This window comes from Actinoallomurus rhizosphaericola, from assembly GCF_024055675.1.
Lineage (GTDB): Bacteria > Actinomycetota > Actinomycetes > Streptosporangiales > Streptosporangiaceae > Actinoallomurus > Actinoallomurus soli.
This window is the reverse complement of the sequence record NZ_JAMXMW010000001.1, coordinates 506,575-522,768: the sequence shown is the minus strand read 5'-3', so window position 1 is coordinate 522,768 and position 16,194 is coordinate 506,575. Positions and strand designations below refer to the sequence as shown.

10 protein-coding genes are annotated in these 16,194 nt (G+C 71.6%); 3 read left to right on the top strand and 7 right to left on the bottom strand.

Annotated features, from left to right (window positions below):
* Positions 1–29: 29 nt before the first annotated feature.
* The 4 genes from NE234_RS02475 to NE234_RS02460 form a co-directional block, all read right to left on the bottom strand.
* Positions 30–719, bottom strand: a complete 690-nt coding sequence (locus NE234_RS02475; protein ID WP_252776488.1) for a response regulator — start codon at positions 717–719, stop codon at positions 30–32.
* Positions 716–1,906 carry a sensor histidine kinase gene (locus NE234_RS02470; protein ID WP_252776487.1) on the bottom strand — a complete coding sequence of 397 codons (1,191 nt, stop codon included), beginning with the start codon at positions 1,904–1,906 and terminating at the stop codon, positions 716–718. Before NE234_RS02470 ends, NE234_RS02475 begins: the two co-directional genes overlap by 4 nt.
* Before the next feature lie 91 nt (positions 1,907–1,997).
* Complete coding sequence (locus NE234_RS02465; protein WP_252776486.1) at positions 1,998–2,588, bottom strand: hypothetical protein; 591 nt, start codon at positions 2,586–2,588, stop codon at positions 1,998–2,000.
* A gap of 246 nt (positions 2,589–2,834) precedes the next feature.
* Positions 2,835–3,968 (bottom strand): FAD-dependent oxidoreductase, encoded by a 1,134-nt coding sequence (locus NE234_RS02460; RefSeq protein ID WP_252776483.1) that lies wholly within the window; start codon positions 3,966–3,968, stop codon positions 2,835–2,837.
* Between the two features lie 20 nt (positions 3,969–3,988).
* Here NE234_RS02460 and NE234_RS02455 point away from each other — a divergent pair, with 20 nt between their 5' ends.
* Positions 3,989–4,267: a hypothetical protein gene (locus NE234_RS02455; RefSeq protein WP_308206825.1), complete on the top strand. Its 279-nt coding sequence runs from the start codon at positions 3,989–3,991 to the stop codon at positions 4,265–4,267.
* Between the two features lie 200 nt (positions 4,268–4,467).
* Positions 4,468–6,075, top strand: coding sequence for an esterase-like activity of phytase family protein (locus tag NE234_RS02450; protein ID WP_252776480.1), 1,608 nt, complete (start codon positions 4,468–4,470; stop codon positions 6,073–6,075).
* Positions 6,076–6,081: 6 nt separating this feature from the next.
* On the opposite strand, the gene NE234_RS02445 is transcribed toward NE234_RS02450, so the two are convergent.
* A complete protein-coding gene (locus NE234_RS02445; protein ID WP_252776468.1) occupies positions 6,082–7,374 on the bottom strand; it encodes a M18 family aminopeptidase in 1,293 nt (430 codons plus the stop codon).
* Positions 7,375–7,543: 169 nt separating this feature from the next.
* Here NE234_RS02445 and NE234_RS02440 point away from each other — a divergent pair, with 169 nt between their 5' ends.
* On the top strand, positions 7,544–9,721 hold the full coding sequence (locus tag NE234_RS02440) for an MMPL family transporter (protein WP_252776465.1): 2,178 nt from the start codon (positions 7,544–7,546) through the stop codon (positions 9,719–9,721).
* A 52-nt stretch (positions 9,722–9,773) separates the two neighbouring features.
* Here the strand turns inward: NE234_RS02440 and NE234_RS02435 are convergent, their stop codons facing one another.
* Together NE234_RS02435 and NE234_RS02430 are read right to left on the bottom strand one after the other, a co-directional pair.
* Positions 9,774–12,137 (bottom strand): transketolase-like TK C-terminal-containing protein, encoded by a 2,364-nt coding sequence (locus tag NE234_RS02435; RefSeq protein ID WP_252776463.1) that lies wholly within the window; start codon positions 12,135–12,137, stop codon positions 9,774–9,776.
* 165 nt (positions 12,138–12,302) lie between these two features.
* On the bottom strand, positions 12,303–15,986 hold the full coding sequence (locus NE234_RS02430) for a discoidin domain-containing protein (protein ID WP_252776461.1): 3,684 nt from the start codon (positions 15,984–15,986) through the stop codon (positions 12,303–12,305).
* Between the last annotated feature and the right edge of the window lie 208 nt (positions 15,987–16,194).

Below are 16,194 nucleotides of genomic sequence, written 5' to 3'. Positions count from 1 at the left end.
GATCTTGAAGCCCCAACAGGCCGGGTCCGTCACCTGTTCCGCTGGGCTGGATCCTCCTCGGCGTGTATCCCATGCCGGTGCGCGTACACGATGGCCTGCGGGCGGTCGCGGCTGCCGGTCTTGGCAAAGATCTGATTGATGTGGGTCTTCACCGTCGAGCGGCTCAGGTAGAGCCTGGCGGCGATCTCGGCGTTGGACAGTCCCTGCGCGATCAGGCCGAGCACCTGGCCCTCGCGTTCGGTGAGACCGTCGGGGAGGGGGGCGTCCTTCCCGGGGTGGCCTGGGTCGTTGCGGCGGCTCGCGTGGATCAGACGGGCGGCGGCGAGCGGGTCGAGCATGGCGTGGCCGGAGACGGCGGCCTCGATGGCGCGGTGGATGTCCGCGGCGGAGGCGTTCTTGGTCAGGTAGCCGGTGGCGCCGGCCTCGAGTGCGGCGAGGATGGAGTCGTCGTCGGTGTAGGTGGTGAGTACCACGACGGCCGTGGCCGGCCGCTCGGTCCTCAGGCGGCGTGTGGCCTCGACGCCGTCGGTGCCGGGCATGTGAAGGTCCATCAAGACCACGTCGGCCTCATGCTCGACGGCGATATCGACGGCCTGCGCGCCGTCCGCGGCCACCCCGGCGACGTGCACCCCGTCGACGGCGCCGAGAATGGTGACCAGGCCCTCGCGCACGACCCGATGGTCGTCGGCGATGATGACGGAGATCGGTGTGGGGCTCATCGGTTGCTCCCGTCGCCGCGGTTGCCTTGTCGGTAGGGGATGCGTGCCGCGACCTTCCAACCGCCATCGGGCGTGGCGCCCGCCTGGAGATCGCCGCCCGCCTGTTCGACGCGTTCCCTCATGCCCTGGAGCCCGAACCCGCCGCCGCTCGCGCGCAGCGCTGCGGGCGCGTCCGGGGCGGGTCTGGTGTTGCCGACCTGTACGGTCACGTCCTGCGGACCGAAGTCGACCCGGACGCTCACGCGCGAGCCGGGGGCGTGTTTGGCGGCGTTGGTCAACGCTTCCTGGGTGAGCCGGTAGAGCGCGAGCATGATGTCGGCATCGAGTTCCCGCCGGCTGCCGACCAGTTCGAGCTCTGCCTGGTGGAGTTCGCAGAGCCGTTCGAGCTGCGCGGCCGGCGGTGCACTCTCGCCGCGCAGCGCGCGGACCGCCTGGCGTGCCTCGTCCAGGCCCCTGCTGACCAGCTCGTGGCCGAGCTCGATCTGTGTGATGAGCTTCTCGCGCGGCGCGTCGTTGCGGGCGAGGGTGTCGATCGCGGTGAGCTGGATCGACAGGGCGCCGAGGGTGTGGGCGAGCACGTCATGCAGTTCGCGGCCGAGACGGTTGCGTTCACCGGCGAGCTCCGCCTCGGCCCGAGCGAGCTCGGCACGCCGGCGTTCCGTGGCGACCAGCGCGCTGCGCCGGGCTCGCTGCTCGGTCTCGCGTCGGCTCGCACCGGCCGCCAGTCCGGCGAGGGCCACCGCAGCGGTGGTCAGCAGGCGCCCGGGAAACGGCCCGTGAGTGATCGCTGCGAGACAGTGGGCGACGGGGCCGGCGGTGGCCAGCACGAGGGCGGCGACCGGATCGAATGCGACGGCGGCGATGCTCGCCGCAACGCCGGTGAAGATCAGCCCGTTGGTATCGGTGACGGCGATCACCGCCCCGGCCGCGCACATCACCGCGGCGACCGCGGCCACGTGGCCACCGCGGGTGCCGGCGATCAGGGCGAGCCAGGCCAGCGCGGCGACGGCCAGGGCGACGGGCGCCACGATCCCCGGATCGGCGGGAAGCGTGACGACGTTGGTCCAGATCGACACTCCCAGCCCTACGAGCATGACCGCGACGCGAGCCCGCGGGTCGGGGATCATACTGCTCAGCCCGATCCCGGGATGGTCCGCGTCCGGGGTGAATCTACTGGTGATGCTCATCGACCCTCATTATCCCGGGACGGCGTGCCTGAACAGCGTGCCCGAACCGCGCGGACAGTACGGATGATGAGGGTGAGCAGCGGGACGAGGATCACCGTGCAACGCCCGTCGTATGCGCGGCGCCCACGACCGGCCCGGCCTGGGCGAGACGCACGCGGCGGCCGCGTACCCACAGCCCCAGGCTACGGAACAGGCTCATGCTCACGGACAGGAAGATGAAGCCGTTCGTCAGACCGGTGCCGCTCAGGTGGTTGGTGGTCATGAACACGCCGAGCCCTACCGGAAAGATGTGCTGGGCTCCGTAGGCGAAGCCGAATCGGGCGGCGGTCACGGCGATCCAGACCGCCGCGTAACCCGCCCCCGAGCGGCTGACCGCAGCGGCTCTGCCCGGGGTGGACGAGGTGCGCGGCCACCGGCGTCGCCAATCCGGGTCGTAGCCGACGGACACCAGCAGCGGGCAGACCGAGAACAGCCCGAGCGCCGCCCCGGCCAGCGCGCTGACGCCCTGCAGCAGCAGGTCGTTCCCACCGGTGGGCAACGAGGTGAAGAAGAACGGCACGATGAGGGCGACGCCGATGACCGGCCGTCCCACCCGGAACCAGCCGATCTTGCGGCGGCCGAGATCGGACTCGAGCACCACGGCCAGGATCGCCAACTGCATGATCACGATGTTCGCTGTCATGCACCCAGCCTCACCGCGGCGCCCGGCCCTGCCATCGGCCTCCGAGCCGGTCACCGGGTGGGGATACGAGGGCGGGGGGTGGAGACCGCGGTCCACCCCCTCTGCCGACGGCCGCTTTGCTCAGCCGCTACGGCTTCACCGCCGACGTCCCGCGTCCGCTGCGCGACCCGGACGCGCAGCCCGGCCCGCAGGTCGCCGTGCGGGGACCTGTGTCGGGCTGCCTGTCGCTGCGCGCGGAGGCGGGAATCACGCGTCTGGTTCGGCTCCGGTCATCAGGGCGAGCAAACTGTGGGGCGCGTAATCGTCGATCATGATCGTGTAGAAGCCGTCGTCGTCTGCTTCCACGGCGGCGGCGCGGGCGAACATGGCTTGTTCGTGCGCGTCGAGGGCGGCCTCCGCATCGTCGGGGTGCGCGGCGAGGGCTCGGCCGAGTTCGGCGCCGTCCTGCATGGCCAGGTTGGCGCCTTCCCCGTTCGGGGCCCGGAGGTGGGCGGCATCGCCGAGCAGGGTCACCCCCGGTACGCGGTCCCAGCGGTGCCCGGCCGACAGTGTGAAGATGGGGCGCAGGGCCGGCGGCGTGTCGCTGTCGGTGATCAGGGCGGTGAGCTCGGGAGCCCACCCGTCGAACTCCCTCGCGACCCGTGCGGTGAGGGCTGCGGCATCGGTGGTGTCGAAGTCGGTGAACCAGTCCTGGGGCTTCTTCAGCTGCGCGTAGGTGTGCAGGGTTCCGCCGCCCTCACGGTGGGCCAGCAGTCCCCTGCCCGGTGCGAGCGCGAACAGCGAGCCGGCTCCGACCGCCTCCGCGGAAGCGCGGTGAAGGGTTTCTGCGTCGAAGAGGAACGTCTCCGCGCTGCAGACGCCGAAGTACTCCGGAGCGGTCTTCGAGAGCAGCGGTCGTACGCGCGACCAGGCTCCGTCGGCGCCGATGAGCAGGTCCGCGACAACGGTGGTGTTGTCGGCGAATTCCACCTGGTGGCGACCCCGTCCGAGGGCCCGCACGGCGGTGACCTTGTGGCCCCAGCGGACGGTGCCGACGGGCAGGGAGTCGAGGAGCATCTGCCGCAGTTCGCCGCGCGGTGCCTCCGGGCGTTCGCCGGTTCCGTCGTCAGGCAGGTCGAGCAGCACATTCCCCGCCCGATCCATGACCCGGTACGCCTCGCGGCCCGGCAGGATCAGCTTGCGGAACTCCTCGGTCAGTCCGGCCGCGTCCAGAGCGGCCTGCCCGCTGTGGGGGTGCAGGTCGAGCAGGCCGCCCTGGCGGCGGGCGTTCGGCGCGGGCTCCGCCTCGAAGACCGTGGCCGGGATGCCGTGCACGTGCAGTACGCGGGCCAGCGTCAGGCCGCCCAGACCTGCTCCGAGGATCGTGACAGGTGTCGTCATGGTCTCCTCCCTAGCTCCTCGTGGAGTACCGTGACACCCTCGTTGGATCGGCTGGAGACCCAGATCGGCCGCGGCTTCAGTCCCCGGGCTACACCGGCCGGGCGAAACTGGTCGTCGACGAGGACCGGCGGGTGCTTCTCGGCGCCACCTTCGTCGGCCCGGCGACCGTGGACCTCCTCCACGGAGCGACCATCGCGGTGACCGGCGAGGTCACTCTCGACCGGCTCTGGCACGCCGTTCCGGCCTTCCCGACCACGAGCGAGATCTGGCTGAACCTCCTGCTGGACTACGGCATGTGACGCCTCCCCGCGCCCTCCTGACGCCTCCCCCGCGCCCTCCTGACGTCCCTCCGCGCCCTCCTGACGCCGGCTGGCGCCTTCCGGGTGGGCACTCACCCTCGGTGGTTAACCGGCGCGTCGTCTCGGGGACGTCCCACGGCCATGCGTGATCTGCAGAATCCGGTTGGCAGATCTGTATCACCTCCGTGGGAGACGTTCGCATGAGTCGTCGAGCCGTCGCGGCCACCGCCGCCGGAACGCTCGCCCTGTCCCTTTCCGGCGCGGGGATCGCCGCCGCCGGTACGTCCCCCGCACTGCGGGCGCGGGACGACGCCTACCGGGTACGGGCCGGGCGGACGCTCACCGTCCACGGAAGCGGCGTCCTCCGCAACGATCGCGGGCGGCCCGTCACGCTGGTCTCGCACACCTCCCCGGCGCACGGGTCGCTGAGCCTGAACCCCGACGGCTCCTTCCGCTACACGCCGGCCGCCGGGTTCACCGGGACGGACACGTTCCGCTACACCGTCAGCGACGCGGTCCGGCTCTACGCCACCCACCTGCCACCGCTCGCCACGATCGGCGGTGTGAAGGTCACCGGCGGCGCGTACGGGTCGGCGCTCGCGCCCGTGCCGGGTCACCGGGACGAGTTCTACGGCCTGACCGACCGGGGACCGAACGTCGACGGCCCGAACGGCACGAAGATCCTGCCGCTGCCCGGCTTCACGCCGGCCATCGGGCGGTTCCGGCTGAAGGACGGCAAGGCCGTCCTGGAGCGGACGATCCCGCTGCGGGCCGCCGACGGCACCCCCTACAACGGGCGGGTGAACCCGCAGGCGACGACCGGGGAGACCCTCACCGACCTGGACGGGAACACCCTGGCGCCGAGCGCGAACGGGTACGACTCCGAGGGCCTGGTCGCGATGCGGGACGGGTCCTTCTGGGTGTCGGACGAGTACGGGCCGTTCATCACGCACTTCGACCGGGACGGCCGCGCGATCGAGCGGCTGTCGCCGTTCGACGGGTCGCTGCCCCGCGAGCTCGCGAACCGGGTGCCGAACAAGGGCATGGAGGGCCTGACCCTGACGCCCGACGGCAGGACGCTCGTCGGGATCATGCAGTCGGCGCTGCAGCAGCCCGACCTGACGGCCAAGCCGAAGAACGTGACGACGCTGCGCATCGTGACGTACGACCTGCGCACCCGCGCCACCCACGAGTACGTCTACCTCCTCGACGATCCCAAGACGAACAGCGGCGCGGTCAGCGAGATCACCGCGCTGTCGAACACGAGGTTCCTCGTCGACGAGCGGGACGGGAACCCCGAGCCGGGCGCGTACAAGAGGCTGTTCACGATCGACCTGTCCGGCGCGACGGACGTCGGGCCGCGGGCGTCGGTGCCCGGCGCCGGCTATGACGCCGCGAAGGGCGGGCTGCTCGTCGGCGCCGATCACCGGACGATCGACGCGTACGTCGGCGCGGACGACACCGCGACGGCGCAGGGGGCGCTGGCCTCGGTCGGCGTGACGCCGGTCCGCAAGAGCCTCGGTCTCGACCTGGGCGGCCTGCTCACCCGCCTGGACCCGGCGGGCGGCTTCTTCGGGCACGACAAGATCGAGGGCGTCGCCACGACCGACGGCGGGCGTACCCTCGTGATCAGCAACGACAGCGACTTCGGCATCGACGGGATCACGAACGACGCACCGCCGTTCGCGCTGCACACCAAGACGCTGCCGGACGGCCGGCAGGACGACGGCGAGTACCTGGAGATCGACACGACGCGCCTGCCGGCGGCCGTCGCGACCGCCACGGTGACCGTCAAGGTCACCGGCTGAGCCCGGTCAGCCCTCCAGGAACGCCTTCAGCGCGCTCGCCAGCAGGTGCGGGTCGTCCGCGCCGCACAGCTCGCGGGCCGAGTGCATCGACAGGATCGGGACGCCGATGTCGACGGTGCTGATCCCGTGGCGGGCGGCGGTGAGGGGGCCGATGGTGGTCCCGCACGGCATCGCGTTGTTGGAGACGAACTCCTGGCAGGGGACGCCCGCCCGGTCGCAGGCCGCGGTGAAGACGCCGCGGCCGATGCCGTCGGTGGCGTACCGCTGGTTGACGTTGACCTTGAGGATCGGCCCGCCGTTCGGCATCGGGTGGTGGGTCGGGTCGTGCCGTTCGGGGTAGTTCGGGTGGACGGCGTGCCCGGTGTCGGCGGAGACGCAGATCGTCCCGGCGAACGCGCGCGCCTTGTCGTCGTACGAGCCGCCGCGGGCGAAGACCGAGCGTTCGAGGACGGCGCCGAGCAGCGGGCCCGACGCGCCGGTGTCGGACTGGCTGCCGTTCTCCTCGTGATCGAAGGCGGCGAGGACCGGGATGCGGGACAGGCCGGGTGAGCCGGCGGCCGCGGCGAGCGCGGCCGTGCCCGCGTGCACCGACAGCTGGTTGTCCAGCCGGGCGGCGGCGAGCAGTTCCCGGTCCCGGCCGAGGTACGCGGGCGGCTGGACGTCGTGGGTCATCAGGTCCCAGCCGACGACGTCGGCGGCGTCCACCCCGGCCTCTTCGGCGACGAACCGGATCAGCGTCTCCTCGTGGACGTCGCCGAGACCCCAGATGGGCTGCACGTGCCGCTGCCGGTCGAGGACGACGCCGTTCTCGTTGACGCTCCGGTCCAGGTGGATGGCCAGCTGCGGCACCCGCAGGAGCGGGCGGTCGACGGCGATCAGCCGCGTGGTGGCGTCGCGCAGCACGATCCGGCCGGACAGGCCGAGGTCGCGGTCGAGCCAGCTGTTGAGGAGCGGCCCGCCGTAGATCTCGACAGCGATCTGACGCCAGCCATGGGCGGCGAAGTCGGGTCGCGGCTTGACCCGCAGGTTCGGCGAGTCGGTGTGCGCGCCGACGATCCGGAACGGCGTCTCCGGGCCCGCCCCCTCCGGGACGTACCAGGCGACGATCGCGCCGCCGCGTACGACGTATCGCCCACCCGTTTCCCCAGTCCAGGGGTCGGTCTCCGCCACTTGGCGGAACCCGGCCTTCTCCAGGCGCTCGGCGGCACTGGCGACCGCGTGGTAGGGCGAGGGACTGGCGGCGATGAAGTCGGCGAGGTCGTCCGTGTGGCCGCGGTCGAACTGGGGCTGCGCGCTCATGAGTCAAGAATAGGGACAGCGAGTCGGGTCAAGGTGTAGCCAGCGACACCGTCCACGGGTGGTCACCCCCACGGGGAAGCCGGGTGCCCACCGGCTGGGGCTGAGATCCCCGGATTCCTACCGTCTTCAGCGAAGAGACGTACCCGTCAGACGGTGAAGGAGAACGCCGATGGAGGAGAACCTGGCCGCTCGGTTGGGCGGCTGGAGCGCCCGCCATAGGAAGACGGCGATATTCGGGTGGTTGGTGTTCGTCGTGGCGGCGGTGCTCATCGGCGGGATGGCCGGGCAGCGGCAGCTCACCAACGGCGAGCAGGGCACCGGGGACTCCGGGCGCGCGGTCCGCATCCTCGAGGAGGCCGGCGTCACGAGCCCGGCCACGGAGATGGTGCTGATCCACAGTGCGGCCCCGGACGGGTTCCACGCGGCGGTCCCGGACGTCACCCGCGCGATCCGGGACAGCGGGCGTGCGGCGACCGTACGCGAGCCGCTGATCTCCCGTGATCACCGGGACGCGCTGGTGCAGTTCGACATGGCCGGGGACCCGAAGACGGCGGCGGACCGGGTGGAGCCCGTTCAGGCCGCGGTGGCGCGGGCCGGCGCCGCCCACCCCGAGGCCCGGGTGGAGGAGTTCGGCGACGCGTCCGGGGACCGCTGGTTCAACAAGACGCTGGGCAAGGACTTCTCCCAGGCGGAGCTGACCGCGGTGCCGCTCGCGCTGGGCATCCTGCTCGTCGCCTTCGGCGCGCTGCTGGCCGCCGTGGTGCCGGTGGGCATCGCGCTGACGGCATTCCTGGCGGCCAACGGGCTGCTCGCCGTGATCAGCCACGCCATGCACATGGACGGTTCGGCGAGTTCGGTGATGCTGCTGATGGGACTGGCCGTCGGCGTCGACTACTGCCTGTTCTACCTGCGGCGCGAGCGCGAGGAGCGGGCCGCCGGGCGGGACCGGGAGACCGCGCTGCGCATCGCCGCCGCGACGTCCGGCCGCTCGGTCCTGGTGTCGGGGCTGACGGTCATGGTGGCGATGGCCGGCATGTTCCTGTCCGGGATGGCGATCTTCGAGGGGTTCGCGGTCGCGACCATCCTCGTGGTCCTCATCGCGGTGATCGGCTCGGTGACGGTCCTGCCCGCGCTGCTGTCGCTGCTGGGCGACAAGGTGGAGTTCGGGCGCATCCCCTTCCTGCGCCGCCGGCGGTCGACCGGGCGGTTCTGGAGCGCCGTCCTGCGTCCGGTGCTGCCCAGGCCGGGCGTCTCCGCCGCGCTGGCCGCGGCGTTCCTGCTCGCGCTGGCCGCCCCCGCGCTCGGCATGCACACCGAGAAGCTCCGGATCGATCAGCAGGTGCCGAAGGACACCGCCCTGATCAAGACCTACGAGCGCATCAACGCGGCGTTCCCCGGCGGGAACGACCCGGCCCTCGTCGTGGTCAAGGCGTCCGACATCCAGGCGCCCCGCGTCCGGCAGGCGATCGCGTCGCTGCGGAACGCCGCGCGGCGGAACGGGGAGTTCGGGCAGCCGATCCGTGAGCAGGTCCACGCCGCGGCGAACGTCGCCACGATCAGCGTGCCGCTGGCCGGCAACGGCTCGGACGCCACGTCGAAGCACGCGCTGGCGACCCTGCGGCAGCGCCTGGTGCCCGCAGCGTTCGGCGGGATCGCGGAGGCGCGCGTCGGCGGCCCCCTGGCCTTCTCCACCGACTGGAACGCCCGGTTGCGCGACAGCATCGTGCCGGTCTTCCTGTTCGTGCTGGGCGTCACGTTCCTGCTGATGCTGATCTCGTTCCGCTCCGTGCCCATCGCCGCCACGGCCATCGCGCTCAACCTGCTGTCGGTCGGCGCGGCGTACGGGGTGATGGTCGCGATGTTCCAGCACGGATGGGGCGCGAGCCTCGTCGGCAGCCAGGGCGTCGGGGCCATCGAGGCGTGGCTGCCGCTGTTCGTCTTCGTGGTGCTGTTCGGGCTGTCGATGGACTACCACGTGTTCGTGGTGTCGCGGATCCGCGAGGCGTACGACCGCGGTGTCCCGACCACGGCGGCGGTGGCGCAGGGCATCCGGGCGACCGCCGGCGCCGTGACCAGCGCGGCGGTGATCATGGTGGCGGTGTTCGCCGTCTTCGGCACCCTGTCGATGCAGGATTTCAAGCAGATGGGCGTCGGGCTGTCCATCGCCGTGCTGCTGGACGCCACGATCGTACGGGCGGTGCTGCTGCCGGCGGTGATGACGCTGCTCGGCGAGCGGAACTGGTACCTCCCGCGCGCCCTGTCCTGGCTGCCCGGTGTGTCGCACGGCGAGCCGCCGGCCGCCGCGCCCACCGTGCCGCAGCCGATCTACGTCCCGACGAACAACTGAGCACCACCACCCCGTCCGCCGGCCCGTCGACCGGGCCGGCGGACGCATGTGGTCAGCCGAGTGCGAGGGCTGCCAGGGCGGCGTTCACGATCGAGCCCGGGAGCAGGTCGTGCAGCTCGTACAGCTCCGCGATGGAGCCGGACTGGCCGAACTGGTCGACGCCGAGCGGCACGCACGGCACGCCGAACGCCGAGCCGAGCCAGGCCAGGGCGTGCGAGGCCGCGTCGTGCACCGTGACGATCGGCGCGCGGACCGGGAACGCCGCCCGCAGCGCGCCCGCCTCCGATGGCGTGCTCGCCGTCCGTACGCCCTGCCGCAGGGTCCGCTGCCACGCGGAGTACAGCCGGTCGGGGGAGGTCACGTCGACGACGTGGGCGGCGATGCCCTCCTCCTCCAGCTCGCGGGCCGCCGCGAGGGCCTCGGGCAGGACCGCGCCCGAGGCGGCCAGCTGCACGGCCGGACCGTCGATCTGCGAGCGGTGCAGCACGTACGCCCCGGCGAGCACCTGGCGGCGCAGCACCGCGTCGCCGAGACGCTCCCGCGCCTCCTCGAACGGCGCCTGGTCCAGCGGCCGGGTGGTCAGGCGGAAGTAGTAGGCGCCGTCCTCCGCCGGAACCGCGGTGGTCGTCTCGGCAGGGCCGGCGGCGATCCGGCCGAGCGCGTCGCACAGCAGCCAGTCCAGGGCGGTGGCGTACGCCGGCTCGACGTACGTGACGTTGGGCAGCTCCAGCCCGATCGAGGCCGTGATCGTCGACTGGTGCGCCCCGCCCTCCGGCGCGAGCGTCACCCCGGACGGCGTACCGGCCACGACGAACCGCGCCCCGGAGTAGACGCCGTAGATGAAGGCGTCCAGCCCCCGGCAGACGAACGGGTCGTACACCGTGCCGACCGGCAGCAGCGGCTGCCCGTGCAGGTCACCGGCGAGGCCGAGCTGGCCGAGGAGCAGGAAGAGGTTCATCTCCGAGATGCCCAGCTCGATGTGCTGGCCGGTGGGCCCCTCGGTCCACTTCAGCAGCGGGTCGACGCTCCACGCCCGCTGTTCGGCGGGCGCGAACACGCCCTTGCGGTTGATGAACCCGGCGAGGTTGGTCGACGTCGCCACGTCCGGCGCGGTCGTGACGAGGTACGGCGCGACCTCCTCCGCGCGGGACAGGTCGACGAGGATCTTTCCGAAGGCGTCCTGGGTCGAGACGGGCCGGGAGGTGCGCACCCCGGTCGCCGCCGGGACCTTGACGCCCAGCGAGCGCGGCGCGGGCGTCCGGCGAAGGGCCTCGCGCCGCTGGTTGCACAGGATGCCCTCGGGCGTCGCCGGGTCGAACCGCTCCCAGTCGTCGGTCAGCCGCAGCGAGGCGCGCAGCGCGTCGATCTGCTCGCCGGTCAGCAGCGCGGAGTGGTTGCGCGGGTTCCCGGCGATCGGCAGGCCGTGGCCCTTCACCGTGTACGCGAACACGACGCTGGGCCGGTCGGTGACCGCGTCGCACTGGGCGTACGCCTCCAGCATGGCGACCAGGTCGTGGCCGCCCAGGTCCTGCACGAGCACGGCGAGCTCGTCGTCGGGCAGGCCGGCGACGGCCGCGGCGACCTCGGCCGGCGCCCCGTCCAGGAACAGCTCGCGCAGCTTCGCGCCGGTGAGGCCGAAGAGCGCCTGGTAGTGCTCGTTCGGCATCGCGTCGATCCAGGAGCGCACGGCGGCGGGCGCCGCGCGCAGCCGCCGGCCGTACTTGACCTCGACGACGTGCCAGCCCGCCGCCTCGAACTGGCCGCGCCACTGCGCGATCCGCATGCCCGGCACGACCCGGTCGAGGGACTGCCGGTTGAAGTCGACGACCCACATGACGTTGCCGAGACCTTGGGTCGCCGGGTCGGCGATGGCCTCCCAGACGTTGCCCTCGTCGAGCTCGGCGTCGCCCAGCAGCGCGACGAACCGCGCCGCCGGCCCGGACCCGTCGCCCCAGTGCGCGTCGACGTAGCGGCGGACCGCGGCGGCGAACAGCGGCGCCGCCGCGCCCAGGCCGACCGAGCCGGTGGAGAAGTCGACGTCGTCGGGGTCCTTCGTACGGCTCGGGTAGGACTGCAGGCCGCCGCGGGCCCGCAGGGTCGTCAGGTAGGACCGGTCGAGGTCGCCGAGGAGGTACTTGATCGCGTGGAACACCGGGGAGGCGTGCGGCTTCACGCTCACCCGGTCCTCGGCGTTCAGGTGGGCGAACCACAGCGCGGTCATCGCGGTGACCAGCGACGCGCTCGACGCCTGGTGCCCGCCGACCTTCACGCCGTCGCCGGTGCTGCGCTCCCGGTTGGCCGCGTCGACGATGCGCACGGCCAGCCAGAGCACCCGGCGCTGGATCTCCTCCAGCACACTCAGGTCGACGCCGGCCAGGTCCACACCCGCGACCCCATTGTCACGAACGTCCTGCATGTCAGCCTCTCAGCGGAAGAGCGCGCTGTATCCGTTCAGCGCGGGTTGCCCTCCGAGATGAGCGTAAAGGACGTTGGATCCCGCCTCGATACTGCTCGGCCCGGCACGCCGCCCGCCAGGACGCGGCGCGCCGGGACTCGGAGTGATCCGTCGTTCGGCCGTGCCTCAGCGTCCTGGGCGATCCGAGACGCGGGAGGTGCCGTAGCCCTGCGCCGTGACCTCCAGGTGCCCAGGAGACAGCTCGCCTCGTGGGCAGGAGATCGTCACGGTCCGCTGCTCTCCCGGCAGCAGCCACAGGTAATTGTCGGAGTATCGGGCGGGCAGCACCCGGGTTCCCGACCGGTGGTCGCGGAGCGAGAGCCGGACCATCGGGGCGACGACGTCGCCGGTGTTGCGCACGGTCACCGTGGTGGTCAGGCGGCCGTCGCGTCCGGTGCGGACGTGGCCTCCGGTGAGGCGCAAGACGGCTCCGGACAGTTTGGTCAGCGCCTGGAGGTTCTTGGGCTCGGCGCAGCGCCAGTAGGTGTTCTCCGACAGCTTCTTCCCGTCGGCGTCCGTGAGGCGCAGCCGGACCAGGTGGAGGGGGACGTCACCGCCCGGCTGGGCGACGGTGAAGGCGGGCGCCGTCGAGGAGGCGGCGATGTCGATGGTCTGCCGTTGAAGTGCCGCCAGCCGCCGGCCGGACAGGTCCAGCACTTCGGCCTCGACGACCGCCGCGCGCAGTTCGCCGGCGGTGTGGTTGACCGCGATCACGTTCCAGTGCTGTGGGTCGGCCTGCACGTGGTGCGCCTCGCAGCCGGCGCGGGCGCCGTAGTAGCTGCCGTTGACGTCGAGGTCGTAGTCATATGTCTGCCACACGGTGCTGTGCCAGGCCGGGTTGGACATCCACAGCAGCAGGCCGCTGGCGTCCTTCCACAGATTGGCGTTCCACGCCTCGAACATCGCGCGCATGGACTCGAAGTTGACCAGCTGTGCCTTGGCGCAGAACTCCTCCAGGCTGGACGACTCGCCCAGGCGTTCGTCGATCGCCGCCTTGTAGTTCTGCGGGTACTGGTTCCCGCGGGTGGACCAGTCGTGGTAGTTCCACACCGTGCCGATGGGCCAGCCCTCCTCGTCGCCCACCAGGTTGCGCATGCTCTCGACGACCGACACGGTCGGGATGCCGATCTCGGTGTGGAAGCCGAAGGTGCCGGCACCGTAAGTCTGGGGCGAGTAGTACTGCGCGGGATCGATCCAGGCGTACGGCCCGCCGCCGCTGACGACGCCGGCCGCCGAGTTGCTGACGTAACGCACGCCGGGATGCTCCTCGGCGACGGCCGTCTTGGCGCCCTCGTCGATCTCGCCCGAAGGGGTGCCCTCGTTGGCGCCGCACCACACCGCGATGCACGGGTGCGATCGGTACCGTCGCACGGTGTCGCGTACGTGGTCGAGGTAGAGCGCGTGGTCCGGCGGGTCGAGGAACCACGCGTTCCAGAAGTCGTTCCAGACCAGCAGGCCGTTCTCGTCGCAACGGGCGTAGAACTCTTCGCGGTCGCTGCTGCCGAGCCAGTTGCGGATCATCGTGAAGTTCATGTCGCGGTGCATCTCGACCACGGCCTCCATGCGGCCGCCCCCCATGCGGCGCAGCAGCTCGTCCCATCCCCAGTTGCCGCCACGGCACATGATCTTCACGCCGTTGACGCTGATCTGCAGCTGGTGAGGCCGGTTGTCGACGTCCTGGACATCGGTCCACTTTTGGCCGTCGTCGGAGACCTGGATGGTGAAGGTCAGGGCGTACGCGACCTCCCAGAGCAGGGTGATCCGGTTGAAGGTTCGTGTCTTGCCCAGGTCCACCTGGATCCACTGGTTGTCGGAGTAGGCGGACGACCAGCGGGTCTGGGGGTCGCCGTCCACCGCGGCCGAAGCGGGATTGCTGGAATTGTCGGTGGAAGAGGCGGAGGCGTCGCCGTGCAGAGCGAGGTCGGTCTGGGGCTGCGCGCTGTCGATGACGGACAGCGTCCACAGGGAGACGCCGTAGCCGGTGGCGCGACGGCCCGCTTGAACACGGACGTATCGGGCCTGCTGCGTCGGGATGTCGACGGTCTGCTCGACGCGGTTGGCGCCCGGTTGGAAGGTGATGGGGTTCTCGGAGGCGTACTGCAGGTGGCGCAATCCGGTCCGTACGGTGCGCCGGTCGCTCGTGACGGCGCCGACCGAGGCGGAGACCTCCAGGTCGTGCAGGGTGGGATCGCCGTAGCCGTTGGGCCACCACAGGGCCGGGTCGGACAGGCGCAGGGCGGAGAACTCGTCCGGGGTGAAGACCGCGTCGGCGATCTTCCCGCCGTCGACCGGGATGTCCTTGCGGACGCGGACGTCGCCGAGCCGGGCCTGGACCGTCACCGTGCGCCGGTTCGCGGAGGCGTTACGGATCGGCACGGTGATGGTGACGTCGGCCCGGGAGCGTTCCGGCAGATCGGGCAGCACGGTGTCCACCCGTGGATCGCCGATGACGGCCGGGCCGGTGGAGCGCAGCCGCACATGGTTCCAGATGCCCATGACGCGGTCGCGTACCGCGGGCATCCAGTCCCAGCCGGACACCGCCAGGTAGGTGGGGCCGTTGCGCATCATCATGCCGGAGCCGGCGTCGGCGTAGGGGCTGCCGTCCGGACCCTTGTCACCGGGATTGCCCGGATAGGGCATGGGGTCGATGCGGACGGCCAGCACGTGCCGCCCGCCGTTCTGGAGCCGGGCGGTGACGTCGAAGGCGCCGCGCGCGGACGGGTGGGCGAGCTCGCCCACCTTGGTGCCGTCGAGCCAGATCTCGGCCTGGTGGTTGACGCCGTCCAGTTCCAGCCAGACGTGGTCATGGCCGCGGGCGCCGAAACCATGCGGGACGTCGAAGACGCGGCGGTACCACCAGGAGTTGCGGCTGAGCGCCTCGGGGACGTGGAGGTTGTCGAGGCCCCGCACGGGGTCGGGCAGGTGGCCCTCCTCCACCAGGGAGGCCAGCACCGTGCCCGGCACCTGGGCCCGCAACCAGCGCGAGGTGTCCACCTCAGGGGACGACAGCCGCGATCCGTCACCGGTGCCGGCGAACCCTTCGAGGGTAAGGTTCCAGCCCGACTCGATCGGCACGGTGCCGTCGTCCGCGACCTTGAGTGGGGGGACCGGCCGGGCGCCGCTCGTCCAGTCGGTCCATCCCGACGACCGCGGACGGTTGGCCGGTGCGGTGCCGAGGACCTGGAAGGAGTTCAGGCCCAGGGGGTTCGGGTTGGACAGCGCGGTGCCGACCATGCGGATCCACCGCGTCGTGACGGGCTGGTCGAGGACCACCTCGACGGTGCCGCCGGCCTTGGTGGTGCCCTCTTTGACCGTCTTCCACGCTTTTCCGTCGGGCGAGACCTCGATGCGGAAGCGGGTGGCGTAGCTGGACAGGACTTCCCAGCCCGTCGTGTTCACGCGAGGGTTGACGTCGTCGGCGGGCTTGAACACGACGTCGCCCTCGGCCGCCTCGAAGACGAGGACGACCGAGGTGACCTGACACGCCGCCTGAAGATCGACGGCCACCCACTGCGGGGTCTCTGCGTCGGCCGCCCGCCATCCGCTGCCGCGAGGCCCGCTGCTCGCCATGCGGTCGACGACGAAGTGACCGGGAGTGGGCGCGTAAGCGGTCGAGGAGACCTGTACGGGGCGGTAGAGCGCCAGGTCGCCGACGGGCGCCTGGCCCGAGGCGGCAGGCGACGCGACGGCCCGGTCCTCGAACGCCCCGAACAGGCTGACGCTCGCGAGCACAGTGGCCCCCGTGCGCAGGACGTCGCGGCGCGACAACCGCGCTCTCTCGCGGGTGTCCTCGGCGTGGTCGTCGAGCATCGGCGCTCCTTGGCTCGTGGTGCGGAGACCTCGTGGTGCGGAGGCACGGCACCGTAGGTCGGATGGCATGACATCGTTGTCACAGTTCCGCCAGTTTTGGCCTCAGGCCGCACGCCCGTCAAGACTCCGACGCTGATCCGAGGTGCCGATGTCCGTCGATGGAGCGATGGAGGGTTGACAGGCGAATTCGGCGCGGCTGACACTGTCC